The sequence below is a fragment of the Rhizobium gallicum bv. gallicum R602sp genome (assembly GCF_000816845.1).
GTDB classification, from domain to species: Bacteria; Pseudomonadota; Alphaproteobacteria; order Rhizobiales; family Rhizobiaceae; genus Rhizobium; species Rhizobium gallicum.
Genome location: NZ_CP006877.1, coordinates 3,330,220 through 3,347,799, shown reverse-complemented (window position 1 = coordinate 3,347,799; position 17,580 = coordinate 3,330,220). Strand labels below are relative to the sequence as shown.

The window sequence follows — 17,580 nt, the reverse complement described above, 5'->3', positions numbered from 1 at the left end:
GTCTTTTCAGACGCAAAGGACGCGGTAACGCTTTGAATTTCTGCATAAGTTTCCCAAATTCCGATATAAGGAATTATGCAGTGGTCTATCCCTCGCATGTCAGACGCCGATCGCGGTACGTCCAGCTTTTGCACGCCGCCGCCAGTTCGAGCGCCGGGTAACCTGTGCGTTGTCGAAGCCTCCATCAGGACGGGCCGCGGCAATGAACCAATCGGCGGTCAGACGAAGGCCTTCGGCAAGCGGGATGGTCGGCTCCCAGCGCAGCAGTTCTTTTGCCCGTGAAATGTCAGGCCGTCTGCGCTGAGGATCGTCTTCCGGCAGCGGCTTGTGGACGACGATGGATGTCGACGGCACCATGGCCATCACCATGTCGACAAGCTGGTTAATCGTGAACTCGCCGGGATTGCCGAGGTTGACCGGAGCGCCAGGATTGGGGTCGACGTCCATCAGTGCCATCAACCCTGCAACGAGATCACTGACAAAGCAGAAGGAGCGCGTCTGATCACCGCTTCCATAAATCGTCAGCGGTGCGCCGGAAATGGCTTGCACCAGAAGGTTGGAAATGATCCTCCCATCGCTCGGCTGCATGCGTGGCCCGTAGGTGTTGAAGATACGGGCAACGCGCGCATCCACCTTTCCAGCCCGCAGCATATCGAAACAAAGCGCTTCCGCCGCGCGTTTGCCTTCGTCGTAACAGGCGCGTGGGCCTATGCAGCTGACATTGCCGCGGTAGTCTTCCGTCTGCGGATGCTCTACGGGATCACCATAGACCTCGCTCGTCGACGCCTGGAGCAGCGAGGCACGATGCTGTTCGGCCAGCGAAAGCAAATTGCCTGTGCCGGCTACACAGGTCATCATCGTATGCACCGGGTCTGCCTGGTACTGAGGGGGCGAGGCCGCGCAGGCGAGATTGTAGATCTCGTCCAAAGGCTCGTCGAGGCTATCCAGGTGGCAGATGTCCTTCTCGATCAAACGGAACTTGGGATGGTTGATCAGCGGCCGGACATTGTCTTCCGATCCGGTGACATAGCTGTCGACGCAAATCACCCGGTCGCCGCGCGCCAGCATCGCGTCGCATAAATGCGAGCCGACGAAACCGGCTCCTCCTGCAACAAGCACGGTCTTTACTCTTCGGTTTCTCGTCCTTTGCAGCATCATGCGTCTCCTAAACTGAAATGGATTGACGGTGAGGGCGGCTGTCGTTCACCCGTTCTTCTGGCAGTTCTCGCAACGCGGCGGCGAGTTCACGAGCCCGCACATCGCCGGTATGGCGCTGGACCACCGTCGCCCTGGCGGCCGATGCCAGTGCAAGGCGCCCTGCTGCGTTGATCGTCGTCAGGGCGTCGACCACATCCTTCGATCGTCGGGCGATGACGATTGCCCGATCGTTGACGAAAAGCTCGTGGAGGCCGCGCCAGTCGTCGCTGATGATTGGCGTGCCGCAGGCAGCGGCCTCGAACAGCCGCACGCTAGGCGACCAGCCTGCTGCAATCATGTCGCTTCGCGTGACGTTCAGCGTAAAGCGTTGGCGGCTATAGAAACTCGGATGATCGGCTGGAGGCAGGTGCTCGATCCGCTCGACGTTTGCCGGCCAGTCGATATCTTCAGGATATTGCGGACCGGCAACTGCGAAGCGAAGATGCGGCAACTGACGGGCGGGCTCGATCAGGAGCCGCTCCAGCGATGGCTGCCGGTCGGGGCTATAGGTGCCGAGATAGCCGAAATCCCAGCAGAAGGCTTCGCCCGTTGCCTGATATCGGCTCGCATCGACGGAGCAGTAAAGAGCGATCGCCTTGCGCGCGCCGTAGCTGCGTTCGAGCCTGGTCAAAATGTCTCCGCCCGAAAACGAGAAGTAGGCGTCGAAGGTCGGAAGCTGTCGGCGAGCCAGATATTCCTCATCGCCGCGATCAAGCTTTGCCAGCGTGACCGGAGTATCGATGTCATAAAGGCATAACCGTCGCGGCTTAAGGGCGACGATCCCGTCGATGACAGTCACACCGGATGGGACGTATGATCCGATGATCACCGCGTCCGCCGCCTTGATCCGACCGGCATGGTTTTCAATCATCTCGTCGATATCGCGATAGTAGACGAGTTCACAGAAGTCGGGATCCGGGAGATCGCGGTGGGCTGCATACCAAGGTACGTCCCGCTCCAGGAACAACACCCGGTGCCCCTGTGCGTGCAAGCCACCGATGAGGGCGCGGTACGTCGTTGCGTGGCCGTTGCCCCAGGACGACGACAGGGAGAGGCCGAGGATGATGATATCAAGCGAACTGGTCATTCGGCAGCCTCCGCTTGCGCGGCGCGAACGCGGAAGATGGCGTCGGCCGTCTCGGCGCGATTGGCATAGGTGTGTTCATTGAGCACGCGTTTGAGCGCCCGCTGTCCGATCGCCTTGGCCTGCTGCCGTGTCAGACCGCCCAAAAGATCGGCGACATCTTGGCCGTCGCGCGCCACCAGTATTTCTTCACCAGGCTTGAGAAACAGGGCGATGCCATGCCAATAGTCGGTGATCAGGCAGGCGCCGGCGCCTGCCGCTTCGAAAACACGGGTTGCAGGCGAAAAGCCGTTTTCGGCCATGCTGGCACGGGAAATATTGAGGACCGCTTTTGGCGTCGCGTTGAAAGCGTTGTGGTCGCGGGTCGGGACGTGACCGATGTGAACAATGTTCGAAGACAACGGCTTGTCGCTCCAGCCGGACCCGCCGAGCAGGAACCTTTGCTGGGGCAAGCGGGTCGCCGGTTCGAGGAAGAATTGTTCGACCCGCGCTTCGCGATCGGAGAGACGGTTGCCGAGAAAGGCAAGCTCTGCGGTGAAACGCGCCTCTTCCCGCACCGGATGATGGGTTTGAGAATCGAGCGCGTTATAGATCGGTACGCAGTCCGCCGCCCCGAGGCCGCGATAGGCGTCGACTACGGGGTCACCGCCGCCATAGGTCAGGACGAGGTCGATCCGGCTCAAGGATTTGCGCAGCGGGTGCTCGGGGCTCTGCCGCAGCTCCGAAAGCGTTGCCGGCGCATCAACGTCCCAAAAGATTTTCAGAGCGCCCCGCCTGGCGTGGCGAAGGACTTCCTGGAGCAGGAGATCATCCTCGAAACCGACGCCGCTGGCTTTGACGACGATATCGGCTTCGGTCGCAGCCGCCGCCACCCCCTTCAGCGACTCGATAGTACCTTGGTAGACGACGACCTTGCACCATTCCGGTGGATCGATATCGCGGTTTTTCTGCCGGTCGTACACGTCGGGTTCGTAGAAGGTGATGTCATAGCCTTTCTGCGCCAGAGCGCGCAGCAGGCCACGATAATAAGTGGCAGCACCGTTCCAGTAAGCGGAAAGCAGGCTTGATCCGTAAAACGCGATTTTCATTCGGCCGCCTCCTCGGTTGATAGCTGCCGGGTGACGCCAGCCGTGCCGCATTGCTCCAGGATGGCAAAAAGCTCATCGACGCGATGCCGGCAGGTGTGACGCGCCCGGATCGTCTCGAGACCGGATGCGATAAGCGCAGCCGCGAGAGCATCGTCCGTCAGTACCTCGCGCAGCAGGCGCGTCATCTCTCGGCCATTCTGAGCGACGAGATAATCGCTGCCCGGCCTGAAAAGCGCCTCGGCATCGTGCCAGGGTGCGCAGATCAGCGGAATGCCGCAGGCAAGCGCTTCGAACACGCGGATCGTCGGAATGCCAGGGAGATTTTCGACATAGGGGCGCCGAGGTACATGGATCGTTACTTTATGATTGGCGAAAGCGAGCGGCGCCTCTGCATTGGCAATCCAGCCGCCATAGGCGATGCCTGCCTCGCCAAGAGCCTCGAGCGCCTGTTTGGGGTAGCGCACACCACGAACGGTCGTTTTCAGCCCGAGCTCACGAGCTGGGCGAATGAGGAATTCCATCAGCTCGGCGGACCGCTCGTTGTCGCCCCAATTGCCGATCCAGATGAGATCTCCGATCTTGGCGATCTCCGGCCGCGGGTAAAACAGCGCGTCGTCAGCCGCCTCGTGCCAGGTAAAGACGGATCTCCCCCAACCAGCCTGCAGATAGCGCTGCCGCAGCGTTTCGCCGAAGGCGAGCACACCGTCATAATCTTGAAGCGTCAGTCCGGCGATATCACTCTTTGCCGACACGGCCCGGTGATGTGTGTCGTGGAACAACAGGGTGAAATTGGCACTGCTACGCCTGGCTCGGCCGATTCGCTCCACCAGCGCCGGTTCCGTCCATTCGTGGACCACCACGACGTCGGCCTCGGCGATCGCCGCCTCGTGATCGAAATGCGGTCCGTAAATTTGGGACCGGAGCTGCGGGAACGTGTCGTGAAATTTCTCGACCGCCCTCGGTCCCTGATCGCTGACGAGATTACACCGGCTCCAGGACTCCTCGGGTTCCAGCGCCAGTGTCTCGTGACGTCGGCTGGTCAGCTCCCGCATAATGCCGCGCAGGAAATGGGCGTTGCCATGATTCCAGTCCGAAATTAGCGAATGGGTGTAAAACAGGAATTTCATGATCCCTCCGCCGCTGCCAGGGTGAAAGTGTCATTCATCAGTTGCGTATATGTTTCGAGCACCGATGCCGCCTGCCGTTCCAAACGGAAGGCTCGCGAGCGCTCCAGTGATCTCACCACGAGCTCGTTGCGCAGTTGCTCGTCTTCGCCGAGGCGCATGCACGTGGCTGCCAAGGACTGGGGATCATGTGGATCGAAGAACAGCGCGCATCCGTCCCATAGCTCGCGATGGGTGGGGATATCAGACAGCACCAGAGCCGCGCCGCATCGCGCTGCCTCAAGGGCGGTCAGGCCGAAAGGTTCGTAGACTGATGGCGATACGAGGATTTTTGCGCGCTGCATCATAGCAATGGTCTTCGGATATGGCAGCGGCCCGCGCTCGTGGGCGTCGTTGAGTTTCAGGCGCTGGCCGTTGGGACCTAAGCAAGAACCTGCCATGATGACGGGCAGAGGCATTGCTGCCGCCGCCCTGTCGAGCACCGCGCCGTTTTTTCCCTCATCCCACCAGCGCCCGGCTGCGAAGACGAAAATATTCTTTGGACGCTGGTCGGAACCGACGCGGCTGGCGTTGTGGATCACCCTGAGCCGGGGGATCAGACCATAGGCGGCTCGTAGTGCATCCGCATGGCTCCTGCTAGGCGAAAGCACGGCATCGGCGCGATCAAAGCCTTCACAGTTTGCATCGCGCTGCCATGACCACTCCGGCGGCACCGGCGTCCCGCGCACTGCAGCAAACCACGTGACGACACAGGAATGGGAAACCACGACAACCGGCAACGGCGTATCGATTCCAGCAGCCTGGGAGGGCAGGTTGAGATGCAGCAGATCGACCCCGTAGTCTCTGGCAATCTGAGAAATTTCGGCGGGAGCTACGGATATCTCAGCCCTGTTCGTCGCCATCCAGTCGAGAGGGGCATCGAGCCACACCAGCTGTCCCAGCGCTTTCGCCTCTCCGGTCTGTGTTGCCGACGGTGCGGGACCGAGGCCTGTGAAGACGATTTCCACCCCTCGGCCCCGAAGCCCGGCGGCCAGATCCATCGCATAGCGCCAGACGCCGCCAACTGCATCGAGGGTCATCAATATCCGGGCTCGTCGACGGATCATGCGGACACCTTTCGATCGTGGCCCAAGATCGGTCTGCCGCCGAAACGGTTTTCAATAAGCCACTCCGCCAGGTGCTGCAGTCCGCTTTCCCAGCCGACACGCGCGCTCCAGCCGAGCGTGTGCTCCAGCTTGCGGGTGTCTGCGACGAAGAAATACTGATCGCCCGCCCTCCAGTCGTCGAAGAAAGTCTCGACCGGACGCCCAATGAGCCTGCCGATCTCGCGCAGGACCGCCAGGACGCTGACGGCATTCACCGGGCCGCCCCCCAGGTTGAAGACGTGGCCCTTGATCCCGTCAATGCCGTTGAGAACGCTGCGATAGGCGGCAATCGCGTCCGCAACGTGAAGAATATCTCGGACCTGTTTGCCGTCGCCGTAGATCGAGACGGGCTCTCCAGCGAGCGCCCGTATCAGGAAATGCGCTACCCAGCCCTGATCCTCGGTGCCGAACTGGCGAGGACCGTAGATGCAGCTCATGCGCAGCACGGCCGTCGGGATGCCGAAGGACTTCGCATAGTCCAGCACATACTGGTCGGCCACGCCTTTCGAGCAGCCATAGGGGGTGCAGAAATCGAGCGGCCTGTCTTCGCCGATACCGTATGACCGGATGATCTCATCGACCGGAATGTAGCGGTCCTCGAACTCACGCATAGCAAGGTTGTCGAGTCCGCCATAGACTTTGTTGGTGCTGGCAAAGACCACCGGAGCATGGCGGCCCGCCTTGCGCACCGATTCCAGCACATTGATCGTGCCGCGAGCATTGGCCTCGAAGTCGTCGATCGGATGGATGAGACTAGTGGTGACCGCGGTCTGGGCGGCGAAATGAAATACTGACTTGGCGTCGGCAAAGGCTGCTTCAATACTTCTGGCGTCGCGCACGTCGGCAAGCACAGGATGTACACTTGAGCCATGCCTGTCAGTCAGCCACCCGAGGTTTTGGTCGACGCCTGGCCGCCCCAGATTATCGAGAACGACGACGTCTTCGCCGTCCTGGAGGTAGCTGTCGGCGAGGTTGGAGCCGATGAAGCCGCAGCCTCCGGTGATGACGATCGGCGCGGCTCCTCTGGCGACGTTGGGGGTGGCGAGCCGTGCGACCTGTTCGAGCCGGTCGACCCCGCCTTCCATCAGCAGGCGAGCGAGCAGCTTCGGCTGGTTGTCGTGGGTGACGGCACCGAGATGGTAGTGCCGAGGGTCGAACCAAAGGCCTTCCTGCACCGGCACATCCGGCGGCACATCCCGCCAGGAATACCAATACATCCGGTCGGCTGGCACACTCAGAGCCTTTACAAAACGCCGGGCCTGCTCCACATCGTCGTTGCGCCAGGTCGAATAGCCGGTTTCGGTGATCCAGATCTCAGCGTTGTCATTGAACCGGTCGATAATTCTTCGCATCTCGCCAAGATGCATATCCCAGCCGCCCCAGGTGCCTTCCTCGCTGTCCCATGTGCCGGGGAAACCGTGAAAGCCGACGGCATCGACGACGCCAAGTACGCCCCGCTCTCCCATCAGGTTGAGCCAGTAGGGGTCGAAGGGGCATGGGCCCCCGAGTACCGGCTGCCAGCCTCGATGTTTGGCCCAAAAGGCGGCGCCGCCGACCATCTCGCAAAAGAGCAGGAAGTCCTTGTCCTCGCGCCAGTCCCAGTCGAGCAGGTTGTTTGGTTCGTTCCACAATTCGATGTGGCTGAAATACCGTCCGTATCGGGTCAACACGTGGTCGACGAAGTCGGCATATGATTTGAGATCGGCCGGTGCGCCGGAGGACCGTCCTGTCCGTGACAAGGACGGCGGCGTGTAGTGAATGCAGGGCAGAAGATCGATCTCGCGCCCAAGCTTCGGGATCAGCCAATCAAACCACGCTTCGCCACCAGGAGCGAGATATTCGGCCCATGACAGATGCGTGCGCAAATAACTCGCGCCGCTTAATCCGACCTCCGAAATCGTCTGCGACGTCCGTTCGTATTCTCCCGGACGGAACCAGTCGACGAAGCCATAAGATCTCAAGGCTGTGCCGGTCCCGGCGGACAATCCGGATACGGTCATGACACCAATCCTCTTTCTTCCAAATGCCGTTTCATCTCCGCGCCGCGGTCGATCGCTCCGGTATGTCTCACCCACTCGGCGAACGGTCCGAGCGTGTTTTCCAGCTTGAAGCGCGGCTCGAAGCCGAGGAGTTCGCGCGCTTTTGCGATGTCCGCAAAGCAGTTGCGGATATCGCCGGACCGCGCTTTGTTCATGATCTCAGGCCGTATCTCCGGCACGCCCATCGCATCGGCGAGAAGCGTTGCGACCTCAGCGATCGTATAGGCATGGCCGCTGCCGATATTAATGACATGCCCTGCAACATTGGGTTTTTCGAGTGCGAGGCGGAAGGCGTGCGCCACGTCGCGCACATGGATAAAATCTCGCCGCTGCTCGCCGTCCTCGAAGATCATCGGGGGCTGGCCATTGGCGAGCCTCGAGGCGAAGTTTGCCAATACGCCGGTATAGGGATTGGACAAAGCCTGGCCGGCGCCGAACACGTTGAAAAGGCGTAGCGCTACCGCTTCGACGCCATAGGCTTCGCCAAAAATCAGAACCTGTTTTTCCTGCGCATATTTGGTCAGCGCATAGATCGAGGCGAGATCAACGGGCTTTTCCTCATCCGTCGCCACCGGCCTTAGCACTTCGCCGTCAGCACCGCGCGGATTCCATTGGCCGATCTTGATCTGGTCGCTGCGTCGCCTGACCAGCTCGAGCTGCGCACCGTCGGAGGTTTCATATCGACCCTCGCCATAGACACTCATGGACGAGGCGACGACAATGCGTTTGGGCGGGCGACCGATCATCGCCTCCAGAAGGACAGCCGTGCCGAGATCATTGCCTCCGACATATCGGGCGATCTCGTACATCGACTGTCCGACGCCGACCTCTGCGGCAAGATGGATGACGCCCGCGGCGCCTGATAAAGCCCGTTCGACCGCAGTCTTGTCCCTGACGTCGCCGCGCATGATTTCGGCAGTCTCGGGCAGCAACGTTTCAGCACCGCCGTGAACCTGATCAAGCAACGCATCGAGGACTCGCACCTCATAGCCGCTTTCGAGAAGTTCTTCGACAACATGTCTTCCGATGAAGCCGCAGCCACCAGTTACAAGGATCGTCGCCATCTCATTCCGTCCGCTCGAGTTGAAGGTGACCTGCCGAACCGAGGTCGGCGAAGATTGTTCCTTCAATGACATCATCTTTGACATGTTCTTTGACTTCATCCGGAACATCTGGCGGCGTCCTTGGTTCGGCGGCCAATCCGTTAGCGAAGACTGAGGAGGGCCACGTCGTGAGAGGTCGGATCGTCGGAGCGGAAACACATGCGGCAGCAACGACGTCTGCCGTCAAGCAGGCCGGCTGTCCCAAAACGAAGGAGCAGTTCATGAACATGTTGCCAAGAACGACCGAGGGAACGATCCGGGCGGCGATCATCACCGGCCCCGGACAAATGTCAGTCGTAGAAAGGCCTCTTCCATACCCAGGAGCGGGCCAGGTTAGGATCAGGCTCGAAGGATCGGGCGTGTGCGCCTCCAATCTTGCGCCCTGGGCCGGACCGGAATGGATGGCCTTTCCGACGGAGCCGGGCGGCCTCGGTCACGAGGGTTGGGGCAGAATCGATGCGCTCGGGGATGGGGTGTCGGCCCTTAATTTGGGAGACCGTGTCGCTGCGCTCTCATATCACGCCTACTCTACCCACGACATCGCAGATGCAGACATGGTCGTGGCGTTGCCGCCGGCGCTCGACGGTCAACCCTTCCTAGGCGAGCCGCTTGGCTGCGCGATGAACATATTCCGGCGCAGCGGGGTCGAGCCCGGCCAGACGGTTGCGATCATCGGGATCGGATTTCTCGGCGCCTTGCTGACACAGCTTGCCAGCGGCGCAGGCGCGCGCGTCATCGCAATCTCGCGCCGCCCGTTCTCGCTCGAAATTGCCAAGCGCGTAGGCGCCGCCGAGACCTTGCCGATGGATGATCACTGGCGGATCATCGATGCCGTGAAACGACTAACCGACGGTGCTTTCTGCCACTGCGTCATTGAGGCGGTCGGCAAGCAGTGGCCGCTCGACCTGGCCGGTGAACTGACCGCGGAGCGCGGCCGGTTGGTGGTGGCTGGATACCATCAGGACGGGCCGAGACAGGTCAATATGCAGCTCTGGAATTGGCGTGGCCTCGACATTATCAATGCTCACGAACGCGATCCCAGGATTTATATTAGTGGCATGCGCGAGGCGATCGAAGCGGTTGTTTCCGGCAGACTCAATCCGTCACCGCTTTATACGCATGTCTATCCGCTCGAAGGCTTGGGTGAAGCGCTCGACGCAACCCGAGACAGGCCCGAGGGTTTCCTCAAGGCAATGGTGACTTGCTGATGCGCCCGCTCGAGACGCGGGTCAAGCCCGTCAGACTTGGCTTTCTGGGTGTCGGCTGGATCGGCAGGAACCGAATGGAAGCGATCCTTCGCTCGCAAATGGCCATAGCCGTTGCCATCGCCGATCCCTCTGAGGAAATGATAAAAGAAGCCCTGCGCCTTGCGCCGGATGCCGAAGTCGTCGCCGATCTCGATGCGCTTTTGTCGCTCGGCCTCGACGGCATCGTCATTGCCACTCCGAGCGCTTTGCACGCTGAGCAGTCGGTCGGGGCGCTGCAGGCCGGTGCTGCAGTGTTCTGCCAAAAGCCGCTCGGCCGATCCGCGGCGGAGGCGGCAGCGGTCGTGGCCGCCGCCAGATCAGCCGACAGGCTGTTGGGCGTCGATCTGTCCTATCGTTACACGCAAGGCATGCAGCGCATCCGCGATCTGATCAGAAATGGCGAGCTTGGCACCGTCTTCGCCGCCGATCTGGTCTTTCACAATGCCTACGGCCCGGACAAATCCTGGTTTTACGACAAGTCACTGTCGGGTGGAGGATGCGTGATCGACCTCGGTGTCCACCTCATCGACATGGCGCTTTGGTGCCTTGACTTTCCTGAGGTGACCGAGACCAGGAGTACGCTGATGAAAGGTGGCGTGTCGATCAACAAGGCGGAGGATGTCGAAGACTTCGCCGTCGCCACTTTGACGTTGGCAAAGGATGCGGTCATCCGCCTCGCCTGCTCCTGGCGGCTGCAGGCTGGGTGCGATGCGGTTATCGGGGCCGATTTCTTCGGAACAACCGGGGGTGCATCTTTCAAGAATGTCGGCGGGTCATTCTATGACTTTACCGCCCATCGCTTCCGCGGCACAGCCACTGAAGGCCTCGTTCTGCCTTCCGACGATTGGGGCGGCCGGGGGGCGGCGGACTGGGCGGCCCGGCTCGCGACTGGTCAGGCTTACGATCCCTCCTGCGAACGGCTTGTCGAGGTCGCCAAAATTATCGACGACATCTATCGGCACGCATAAAGCAGCGGCGTCGGGTCCGGCCGGATAAAATTGTTTGCAGGCACCGGTTAACAGCTGGAACCGTCCGAGCCACTTGCCGGTTTTGTCGATCGCAAATCATCTGCGGGATCAAAATGGCCTCTCGACCAGCACGGACAGCGTCGAAGCCGCGGGCAGCCTCGAGCGATATGCTCGCCCGCAGCAAAATCCCTGTTTGGGTCGTCAAGGCGCTTCTTTCCAGCGGCATCAAGCGGGTCAGTAAATTGTCTTCCATGACCGACGACGAACTTCTTGCTATTCCCGGCATAGGCAAGCGAGCCATCGAGCTCATCCGATCGTCTCAGAGCAGAAAATGACGGGAAGCAGGAGCTAACCAATCGGGAACCGTGCGTTCGCTGAGCGGCGATGGTAAAACGCGGAACTCTCCGCCTTCGCGCAGGTTTGGATTTCCGCAACATGGAAGCATTCAATGTCAGCGTCCAATTCCGAGCAGCAAGAACGCACGATATCGAAACGTCTCGACCGCAACATCGAGGCTCTGCTGAAGCGTCGGGAGCAGGAGGCGCGCCAATCGACCCGGCAGGACCGGGTGGCCGATGCCATTACCCGTTTCGCGGGATCCATGATGTTCGTTTACCTGCACCTGCTGATATTTGCACTTTGGATCATCGTCAATGTCGGCCCGCTTCCGCCCGTGCTAGCTTTCGACCCGTCGTTGGTCATTCTGGCGATGGCGGCATCCGTCGAAGCGATTTTCATCTCAACGTTCGTGCTGATCAGCCAAAACCGTATGGCGGAAGCCGACGACAAGCGCGCCGATCTCAATTTACAGATTTGTCTTCTGGCGGAGCATGAGACGACGGAGTTGCTCACCCTGGTCGCAGCCATCGCAGAGAAGCTCGACGTCGAAATCGAGACCAGAGAGGGACTCGAGGAACTGAAAGAGCAAGTAACGCCGGAAGCGGTGCTGGACGAAATTGAAGAGAAAATGCGGCGTCGGGGGACCAAAGCCCCGCCGGCGTGAAGCCGCGATCGCGGTTGCCGTGTCGCCTGCTTCACCATTGCGCGTCCCGAAAGAATTCCACCAGGCTGCGACCCGCATCGCTGCGATCGCGGAAACAACCAGTCCTTTCCGCAGTTTGACCGCAGCACTACATCGCGAGGCCGGAACATTGTTATGATGTTCCGGCCTCCTTTGCCATTGCGGTGGTTGAAACAGCGCGATGGCGGTGCGCAAAGCGGTTGGTCTTACCGGGCCTGAACTTTCGTTCGTAAAAAAGCATAACCTTTTGCGCATTTCGAGGCTTCGTCGAACCGTTGAGAGAGCTTCGCGTATAAAGGAGACTTGCGATACGACAGCGTCATACTCATCATCCGGCAGCACAGCCAGCAGACAGTTCTCTTTGGGCTTTAGTGAATCACCTGCCATTGTTTTGCCTCGGGAGCGCTGGGCGATAGCAACTGTCAACCGGCCGGCTTATTTCTCGGCCGGCGGTTGCACCGGCGGAAATCTTTGAATCCCTACGCACGGATTTGGTCCCCCAAAAAATCGCGTGTAACGCTTCATGTTCGGTTTGCCGAGCTTAGATACCGGCGGTGTCGCCGGCGTTGCCCCGAATTATTGGCCAAGCGCACTATCGGCCGGAACTTTCCCTCGCGTGATCTGTTCGACGCTCGCGCCCCAAGAGAGAGCGTGGGCGGAAATCGAATGGAGGTTTCTATGACGACCGCAAACACGACAACCGATCATTCAGCAATTCGCAAGTGGGTGGAAGCGCGCAAGGGATACCCCTCCCGCGTCAAGGGCGCCAAGCAAGGTGGCATATTGCGGATAGACTTCGGGGAGCCGGAAGAGAACCTGGAAAAGATCTCGTGGGATGAATTCTTCGCTATCTTCGATGAAAACGAGCTCGCCTTCCTTTATCAGGACAGCACCGAGGACAGCGGGACAAGCCGGTTCAACAAATTCGTCAGCCGTAAATGACTGGATGGTGTCGTCGACTGTCAATGGTCGGGCTGTCATCTCTGCGCTTGCGGAGAATCGTCGAAACTGGGTGCAGAGGCGAGCGTTTAATTCGGAAACGATGTCGACCTAAGGCGCGGCGGTGACGCGCCAGATCGTGTTGCCGACGTCGTCGGCGATTGGTAGATCAGGTCTTATCGACGGCACGGGGCGGCGGAGCAGGAATATCGACGGCTGATCGGCAGCCATCTCGCGCGTTGAACGTCTTTTCCAATCAGAATAGGCAAATGGTCCGCGATTAAAGCTAGCGCTCCTGCGTCATAGCCAAGCCCCCACCGACAGCAGTTTCGCTTGCGTCTTAGGCGCTCGAGGCTTGCCCGTCTCACACAGCAGATGGCATCTAAAATGGCCTGCAAATAACTGAGGTCAGCTGAACCGAGCGCTTTCAAATGAGCAGACTGAGAATCGAGCGGAGCGCCTTTCCTGGTACAAAGGCTTTGGATTATGCAGCCACAATCAGTGTCAGCGTAACTCTCCCAAGCGCACGGACCTAATCGTGCATCAGATCCGAATAATGCGGCTACGATCGCGGTGCCAAATTCGTACGGTTCCGCACGAGCGGTTGAATTCGAGAATCGGTATTTTAGGATCGCCTTATACTGGGAGGAATACGATGACGCAGCATTCAGGAATTACCAAGCCGGCATTGCGGTCTGCTGACGTCGCCATGTTGCAGGCTGTTTTACAGGAATGGTGCGCGGAAAAATCATACGGGATTGCCAGTCCGGCGGCGCAGTATGTCGCCAGGGAACTTGTCTCTTGGTTTGAGTGCGGCATTCGAGATCAGCGTAAACTTAGCGGCTTGATGCGGTACATGCATATGGATTTCATGAACTTATCTATCCCGGCGAAAGCGCCGGGATCCGGGCACTCGCCTTCGACTTTCGAAATCAGCGAAACCAATATGCTGTGATGGACAGACTCGGCTATATCAATGATTACCGCCGATGCGACTGCTCTCGTCGATCGGCAGATTGTGGTGCGGCAAATCGTTGGTGAACTTCAGGCGATCTGCGACAAGGAAGCTGAAAGCAGCGCCGTCGATCAGTATCCGGCGCTCAACCATCTGCTCCAGGCGATCTGAGCCTCGATCATGTCGATCGCCAAAGCCGACGACGATTGATTGGAGAAGATCATCGGAGAACCCCTCCAGCCTCGCAAAATGTTGGCTGATCTCAACGCCGGTAAACGGTAGGATTCCCCATTGATGCTCCAGTTCGACCCGAGGTGCCCGGCGACATTTTTTGAGGAGCTAATCCGCAATTGGCATGGATTCCACAACCATCGGGGGGGCCGATGCCGAGATTTACTTCAACATTGTTTCCGCTGCAGGGACGATCGCCGGCTTCGAAGCACCGAGCTGGCGACGCTCGAGGACGCGAGGCGATACGCGACGCATGAGCGCTGATGGGCCAAGCCGTGCTTTCGGGGAAAGATACTTCAGCGGGCAAAATCCACGTTTGTGACGCGAAGGGAGCCGCACTCTTTATCGTGCCGTTCACGACCCCGGCCATCGCTCATTGGCTGCGGTCCAGTAGTTCTCAGATCTCTTTATAAGATATCGGCGCTATTGCAGCGTCAAATGGTCGGGCCTGTTCTTCCATTCCTTGTATGGCAACAACATCTGGCCGGGAAACCGCCTTTCGATCGCGCTCTCCGTGAGGGCGATTTTCGCGAAGACCTCATCGGTCGCCGAGGTTCGGTTTAATGCTTCACTCTGCTTCTCCAGCTCAGCCATCAGTTCGAAAAGCTCGTCGTCCGTCATAGCCTCGAGAGCCAAGGCGAACTCACGCTCCGAGACAGCCGCAAAATTCGTCATGATGCACCTCCTGCCGATGAGCGCTTATGGCCTTAGCCAGAACGCTTGCTGATCGGCGATTGTTTGGCGTGTCACTTTCCCGGCAAATCCTTCTCCGTCGTTGCAGCAGCCGGAAGCCTTTGCTGCGTCTGCTCTCTGTCAGAGGCGAGAACCGGCGCCGTCGGCGCCTTGGCGATATAGACGCCCAATCCCAGCGCGCCGATAGCAACGATGAAAGCGCCCGCTATGGCGAAGACAGACCGTCGTCCGTCCTGCGTTATCATTCCGAAAGCAAGAGCAATGCCTAGAAGTGCTGCTCCTCCTGCCACTGCAAACAGCCAGAGATAATTCATCCGCATAGGCTCCCAATGTCCGGCCGCCTAACCTTGATGAAAGAAGAAGGTTCCGGGAGCATTTCCGCTTTCTGCAAATCATGCAAATGCTTCATCGCAACTTGAGCGCCATCTGCAGATGATGTTCGAGCGCAGCCTCGTGCTTGCTGCCCAAGCTTTCAGCTCCGCATTGTCGCCGCCTTCGCGAAAGCGTTTGAAGAGGTCGATCGCGTCCTCGTGCGCGGATTCCTGATCGGAATGATATTGCTTGATGAAATCATCGCCTTGAGGGCCCTTCAACTTGTCGAGCATATCCCCCGCTGGGCGCTGGTCACGGCGCCTGGCAGCTGCGCCTGTACCCTTCCGCCGGAAATCAGCGCCTTGAGCTCGCTGCTCGTTTTCTGATGGTCCGGCACCATCTGCTGAACAAGGGCCTTGGTCCGGGCATCGTCGCCTGCGAGTTGCTGATCTTCAAGGGGTGACAGACTATAGGTCAGCGAGGTCAGGTAGTGCGGATTGAACAGAGGACGAGACGCAGAGGAACGCGCCAAGCGGCTGTCATCTGCAGAAGCGTTGCGGCGCAGACAACAAGTGCACCGCCTGTCGGCCGTAGAGCATCTCCTTCTAAAGCCACGCCGCCGCGGTGTTTCCATGATCCAGTAAGGAGTGCTTCCCGAGAGCGCCCAGGCATAGGGCAAGGGCAAATGCCATAGCCAAAGCATTGTCGTGTGAAAGACGAATATGAATATCGTCGGCACTCGATCCAGGAGCATCGCCCGGCTAAAGATAAAGCGCCCCGCAAGCGGCGCAACGAGCGAGATCAGTACGATATGATGAATTGCCCTTGCCGAGAGCAATGTTGAACTTAGCCATGGAAAGGGGAAACGAAGGCGACAAGTGGAAAGAGCGATCGCGGCAGCCGCCGCCCGACGCGCCGGCAGCCAGGTCAACGAGCCGCAATGCCTATCGAAACCAGCAGGTAGGGGTCGAAATTCCAATCCGACATCAGCAGCTGAGGTGCCGGGGCGTTGCCACATTAAGGATCAAGACCAAAAGCCATTTCATGCCCCATTGTCGATTCGGCGGCTGAACAAGCCTAAGGCGGACTTTTCCTGCCAAGTAAATCCGTCTCGTTTTCTAATGGAACAACTCCCGCCGATCGTGGTTTGGCGGTCTTGAATTTCAAGACAAAGGGACGACGAAGTCGGTCTTCTTGCACGGCACGTGCCAATTCAAAAAGCTGCAAGACGGGGCATCGGTTTCGCGCTCGAGATCGAAAGGCAGGCGAAAACATGAAAGCCTTTACCTTGCTGCATGGCAAGGCTGGGACTCACGGCTTGACCGCGTCAACGTCACACAAAGTCCTGGGGACCGATCGCGCGCATGTCCTTCGTCCGGCAATTGAGTGCTGCGGCAACTTCGGCACGTTTTCGATCGTCGGCCTCTACGGCGATTCTCTGACTGAAGCGCAGGATCGGCACGGCTAAAGGCGGGTCATGGTCGTCCTGTGAGGATTGTTAGCATTGAAGAAAGGCCCCGATCATGCAAAAGGAATCCAACGACCCCATCGAAGACCGCAATAAGGTGCATCCACCAGAGATGGAGCTCGAGCCAATCCGGCCGGTAGGTGAAGACCCGCCCGGTGCGACTGCCGGCAAACGCGGTAAAACCCCAGCCCGCAGTCGCCCAGAAAGATCGCCACCGACGCGCCAGGACCAACCGGACAATGAAAGGGTAGAGGGATTGCCCGAAACAGACGCGGCAAAGAGCCTCGCGACGGCGCCTCCCGCAATGAAACGCGACTGAGTGCCGCCGTTGTCTCGGCAGGACCGAAATGCTGCAATCAGGATCGCACCAAACTTGCGATCGAATAAGCCGAAACCGCATCAGAGCTGATCCGGATGACACAGGATGTGTTCGTTTTTGGAACCCTTAAGAAAGGTTTCCCTCTCCATGAGCAGGGACTTTCCGGTGCAAAGTTTCTCGGGATTTCCAGGACTCGACAATGTTATCCGATGCTCATTGCCGGTCCTTGGTTCGCGCCGATGATGTTCAACGAACCAGGCATTGGCCATCACGTCGTCGGTGAACACTATGAGTGTGGCGAGGATACGATAGCAAGGTTGGATCGGCTGGAATCGATCGGCATACCGGGGAACCTGCGAGTGGTGATAGACGTGGAACCAGTCGCCGGCGGGCCAATATGTTCAGCACTGGCCTACATGAAATCGCGGAAGTTGGCAGATCCCATTCACTCAGACTATCTGCGAGTCTACGAAGACAGGCGGTTTATTCCGTTCGATCGGAGAGACGAACGCCTGCGTCCCGGCACAAAATCTCATTGAGCACCGGCGAGGGTTGGCATGCCTAACGCAGGCTGAGGGCTCCGCGATCGAGTCGGATTCGACCTGTGACGGCGGCATGACAGTCGAGCGTTTCGGAGATAGCCCGTC

At 59.2% G+C, this 17,580-nt stretch carries 16 protein-coding genes and 2 pseudogenes; 8 read left to right on the top strand and 10 right to left on the bottom strand.

Annotation, left to right across the window (positions count from 1 at the left end):
* Positions 1-99 precede the first annotated feature (99 nt).
* From RGR602_RS16455 to RGR602_RS16425, 7 genes are read right to left on the bottom strand one after another with little or no spacing between them, the layout of a single operon-like run.
* Positions 100-1,155, bottom strand: a complete 1,056-nt coding sequence (locus RGR602_RS16455; RefSeq protein WP_039846964.1) for a UDP-glucuronic acid decarboxylase family protein — start codon at positions 1,153-1,155, stop codon at positions 100-102.
* A gap of 10 nt (positions 1,156-1,165) precedes the next feature.
* Entirely contained in the window at positions 1,166-2,284 is a 1,119-nt protein-coding gene (locus RGR602_RS16450) for a CgeB family protein (protein WP_039845981.1), read from the bottom strand.
* Positions 2,281-3,369 carry a CgeB family protein gene (locus RGR602_RS16445; protein ID WP_039845980.1) on the bottom strand — a complete coding sequence of 363 codons (1,089 nt, stop codon included), beginning with the start codon at positions 3,367-3,369 and terminating at the stop codon, positions 2,281-2,283. The genes RGR602_RS16450 and RGR602_RS16445 overlap by 4 nt, the downstream gene beginning before the upstream one ends.
* On the bottom strand, positions 3,366-4,496 hold the full coding sequence (locus RGR602_RS16440) for a CgeB family protein (protein ID WP_039845979.1): 1,131 nt from the start codon (positions 4,494-4,496) through the stop codon (positions 3,366-3,368). Before RGR602_RS16440 ends, RGR602_RS16445 begins: the two co-directional genes overlap by 4 nt.
* Complete coding sequence (locus RGR602_RS16435; RefSeq protein ID WP_039845978.1) at positions 4,493-5,572, bottom strand: glycosyltransferase; 1,080 nt, start codon at positions 5,570-5,572, stop codon at positions 4,493-4,495. The genes RGR602_RS16440 and RGR602_RS16435 overlap by 4 nt, the downstream gene beginning before the upstream one ends.
* Before the next feature lie 23 nt (positions 5,573-5,595).
* On the bottom strand, positions 5,596-7,638 hold the full coding sequence (locus RGR602_RS16430; RefSeq protein WP_039845977.1) for an NAD-dependent epimerase/dehydratase family protein: 2,043 nt from the start codon (positions 7,636-7,638) through the stop codon (positions 5,596-5,598).
* Positions 7,635-8,741, bottom strand: coding sequence for an NAD-dependent epimerase/dehydratase family protein (locus RGR602_RS16425; RefSeq protein WP_039845976.1), 1,107 nt, complete (start codon positions 8,739-8,741; stop codon positions 7,635-7,637). Before RGR602_RS16425 ends, RGR602_RS16430 begins: the two co-directional genes overlap by 4 nt.
* 260 nt (positions 8,742-9,001) lie before the next feature.
* Here RGR602_RS16425 and RGR602_RS16415 point away from each other — a divergent pair, with 260 nt between their 5' ends.
* The 6 genes from RGR602_RS16415 to RGR602_RS38420 all read left to right on the top strand — a co-directional run bounded on the left by RGR602_RS16415 (position 9,002) and on the right by RGR602_RS38420 (position 14,081).
* On the top strand, positions 9,002-9,988 hold the full coding sequence (locus tag RGR602_RS16415) for an MDR/zinc-dependent alcohol dehydrogenase-like family protein (protein ID WP_039845974.1): 987 nt from the start codon (positions 9,002-9,004) through the stop codon (positions 9,986-9,988).
* Positions 9,988-10,995 carry a Gfo/Idh/MocA family protein gene (locus tag RGR602_RS16410; protein WP_039845973.1) on the top strand — a complete coding sequence of 336 codons (1,008 nt, stop codon included), beginning with the start codon at positions 9,988-9,990 and terminating at the stop codon, positions 10,993-10,995. The genes RGR602_RS16415 and RGR602_RS16410 overlap by 1 nt, the downstream gene beginning before the upstream one ends.
* 448 nt (positions 10,996-11,443) lie before the next feature.
* A complete protein-coding gene (locus tag RGR602_RS16400) occupies positions 11,444-11,998 on the top strand; it encodes a DUF1003 domain-containing protein (RefSeq protein WP_039845972.1) in 555 nt (184 codons plus the stop codon).
* 696 nt (positions 11,999-12,694) lie between these two features.
* A complete protein-coding gene (locus RGR602_RS16395) occupies positions 12,695-12,958 on the top strand; it encodes a hypothetical protein (protein ID WP_133941976.1) in 264 nt (87 codons plus the stop codon).
* A 652-nt stretch (positions 12,959-13,610) separates the two neighbouring features.
* Positions 13,611-13,910: a hypothetical protein gene (locus tag RGR602_RS16390; RefSeq protein ID WP_052451604.1), complete on the top strand. Its 300-nt coding sequence runs from the start codon at positions 13,611-13,613 to the stop codon at positions 13,908-13,910.
* 21 nt (positions 13,911-13,931) lie between these two features.
* Positions 13,932-14,081: a hypothetical protein gene (locus tag RGR602_RS38420; RefSeq protein ID WP_166677532.1), complete on the top strand. Its 150-nt coding sequence runs from the start codon at positions 13,932-13,934 to the stop codon at positions 14,079-14,081.
* A gap of 483 nt (positions 14,082-14,564) precedes the next feature.
* Here the strand turns inward: RGR602_RS38420 and RGR602_RS16380 are convergent, their stop codons facing one another.
* From RGR602_RS16380 to RGR602_RS35800, 3 genes and pseudogenes are all read right to left on the bottom strand, one after another.
* Positions 14,565-14,816 carry a hypothetical protein gene (locus RGR602_RS16380; protein WP_039845970.1) on the bottom strand — a complete coding sequence of 84 codons (252 nt, stop codon included), beginning with the start codon at positions 14,814-14,816 and terminating at the stop codon, positions 14,565-14,567.
* A gap of 71 nt (positions 14,817-14,887) precedes the next feature.
* Positions 14,888-15,148: a hypothetical protein gene (locus RGR602_RS16375; protein ID WP_039845969.1), complete on the bottom strand. Its 261-nt coding sequence runs from the start codon at positions 15,146-15,148 to the stop codon at positions 14,888-14,890.
* A 91-nt stretch (positions 15,149-15,239) separates the two neighbouring features.
* Positions 15,240-15,711 (bottom strand): annotated as a pseudogene (locus RGR602_RS35800) (DUF4142 domain-containing protein).
* 740 nt (positions 15,712-16,451) lie between these two features.
* Here RGR602_RS35800 and RGR602_RS16365 point away from each other — a divergent pair.
* A pseudogene (locus RGR602_RS16365) lies at positions 16,452-16,587 on the top strand (glutathione-dependent formaldehyde dehydrogenase); the annotation flags it as partial.
* A gap of 441 nt (positions 16,588-17,028) precedes the next feature.
* Positions 17,029-17,472, top strand: a complete 444-nt coding sequence (locus RGR602_RS16360; protein WP_039845967.1) for a gamma-glutamylcyclotransferase family protein — start codon at positions 17,029-17,031, stop codon at positions 17,470-17,472.
* Positions 17,473-17,580: the final 108 nt, after the last annotated feature.

Bases quoted from the DNA above. Each gene is read 5' to 3' on its own strand.
- RGR602_RS16455 (WP_039846964.1), bottom strand. From the start codon at position 1,155: ATGCTGCAAAGGACGAGAAACCGAAGAGTAAAGACCGTGCTTGTTGCA.
- RGR602_RS16450 (WP_039845981.1), bottom strand. From the start codon at position 2,284: ATGACCAGTTCGCTTGATATCATCATCCTCGGCCTCTCCCTGTCGTCG.
- RGR602_RS16445 (WP_039845980.1), bottom strand. From the start codon at position 3,369: ATGAAAATCGCGTTTTACGGATCAAGCCTGCTTTCCGCTTACTGGAAC.
- RGR602_RS16440 (WP_039845979.1), bottom strand. From the start codon at position 4,496: ATGAAATTCCTGTTTTACACCCATTCGCTAATTTCGGACTGGAATCAT.
- RGR602_RS16435 (WP_039845978.1), bottom strand. From the start codon at position 5,572: ATGACCCTCGATGCAGTTGGCGGCGTCTGGCGCTATGCGATGGATCTG.
- RGR602_RS16430 (WP_039845977.1), bottom strand. From the start codon at position 7,638: ATGACCGTATCCGGATTGTCCGCCGGGACCGGCACAGCCTTGAGATCT.
- RGR602_RS16425 (WP_039845976.1), bottom strand. From the start codon at position 8,741: ATGGCGACGATCCTTGTAACTGGTGGCTGCGGCTTCATCGGAAGACAT.
- RGR602_RS16415 (WP_039845974.1), top strand. From the start codon at position 9,002: ATGAACATGTTGCCAAGAACGACCGAGGGAACGATCCGGGCGGCGATC.
- RGR602_RS16410 (WP_039845973.1), top strand. From the start codon at position 9,988: ATGCGCCCGCTCGAGACGCGGGTCAAGCCCGTCAGACTTGGCTTTCTG.
- RGR602_RS16400 (WP_039845972.1), top strand. From the start codon at position 11,444: ATGTCAGCGTCCAATTCCGAGCAGCAAGAACGCACGATATCGAAACGT.
- RGR602_RS16395 (WP_133941976.1), top strand. From the start codon at position 12,695: ATGACGACCGCAAACACGACAACCGATCATTCAGCAATTCGCAAGTGG.
- RGR602_RS16390 (WP_052451604.1), top strand. From the start codon at position 13,611: ATGACGCAGCATTCAGGAATTACCAAGCCGGCATTGCGGTCTGCTGAC.
- RGR602_RS38420 (WP_166677532.1), top strand. From the start codon at position 13,932: ATGATTACCGCCGATGCGACTGCTCTCGTCGATCGGCAGATTGTGGTG.
- RGR602_RS16380 (WP_039845970.1), bottom strand. From the start codon at position 14,816: ATGACGAATTTTGCGGCTGTCTCGGAGCGTGAGTTCGCCTTGGCTCTC.
- RGR602_RS16375 (WP_039845969.1), bottom strand. From the start codon at position 15,148: ATGAATTATCTCTGGCTGTTTGCAGTGGCAGGAGGAGCAGCACTTCTA.
- RGR602_RS16360 (WP_039845967.1), top strand. From the start codon at position 17,029: ATGACACAGGATGTGTTCGTTTTTGGAACCCTTAAGAAAGGTTTCCCT.